1 protein-coding gene is annotated in these 1,298 nt (G+C 68.3%); it reads left to right on the plus strand.

Annotated features, from left to right (window positions below; translation table 11 throughout):
* The coding region (locus ACODSD_RS24740; RefSeq protein ID WP_488878606.1) for a type VI secretion system Vgr family protein at nucleotides 1-1,298 on the plus strand (1,298 nt) is incomplete at both ends.

Consider the following 1,298-nt stretch of genomic DNA (forward strand, 5'->3'; position numbering starts at 1 on the left):
TGCCAGGTGCTGGGCGGCTACGACAGCGGCCAGACCCAGGACAGCTACACCTACACGCTGGAGCTGGGCAGCTGGCTGTCCTTCCTGGCGGAGAACCAGAACTGCCGCGTGTTCCAGCAGCTGACGGTGCCGCAGATCGTCGAGCAGGTCTTCGGCGAGCATCAGCGGCCGGACTTCCGTTTCGAGCTGGAGCACGCTTACGAGCCGCGAGAATACTGCGTGCAGTTCCTGGAGACCGACCTTAACTTCGTCAAGCGGCTGCTGGAGGACGAGGGCATTTACTTCTGGATCGAGCACCAGCCGGAGCGTCATGTGGTGGTGCTGTCCGACACCCAGCGCTTCGACGATCTGGCCGCCGGCTACGGCCTGCTGCGCTTTCTGCCGGACGGCGACGAATTCCGTCCGGTGCCGGGCCGCGAGGGCGTGCAGCGGCTGCAACGCGGGCGGCGGGTGCGGCCGACCAATGTCGCGCTGCGCGACTTCGACTACCACGCGCCGTCCAACCGGCTGGACAGCGACGCTCAGGAGGCGCAAGCCAGCCTGGACGGCATCCGGCTGGAGCATTACGACTACGGCGCCGGCTATAGCGATCAGGCCGGCGGCGACCGGCTGGCGCGGCTGCGGCTGGAGGCCTTGCAGGCGGATTCCCACCAGCTCACCGGCACCGCCAACGCCCGCGGCCTGGCCACCGGCGGCGCCTTCACGCTGGACGGCCACCCGGACGCGGCGCGCAACCGCCGCTACTACGTGACCGCCAGCCAGCTGACTTTCTTGCAGGACGGGCCGGACAGCAGCGGTCAGGGCCGCAATGTGATGGCCGTGTTCCGGGCGATGACGGACGACCGGCCGTTCCGCCCGCTGCGGCTGACGGCCAAGCCCATCCTGCCCGGCATCCAGAGCGCCACCGTGGTGGGGCCGGTGGACGCGGAAGTGCATACCGACAAGCTGGGCCGCATCCGCGTGCACTTCCACTGGGACCGTTACAAGACCCAGGAAGAAGACGCCTCGTGCTGGATCCGGGTGTCGCAAGCCTGGGCCGGCAAGGGCTGGGGCGTGCTGGCGCTGCCGCGGGTGGGCCAGGAAGTGCTGGTCACCTATGTGGACGGCGATCTGGACCGGCCGATGATCACCGGCATTGTCTACAACGGCGACAATCCGACGCCTTACGACCTGCCGAAAGACATCCGCTACACCGGTCTGGTCACGCGCTCCTTGAAGCAGGGCCGTTACAGCAACGCCAGCCAGATCACCTTCGACGACCAGCGCGGCGCGGAGCGGGTGATGGTGCACGCCGAGCG

Source organism: Chromobacterium sp. FG22, from assembly GCF_057809415.1.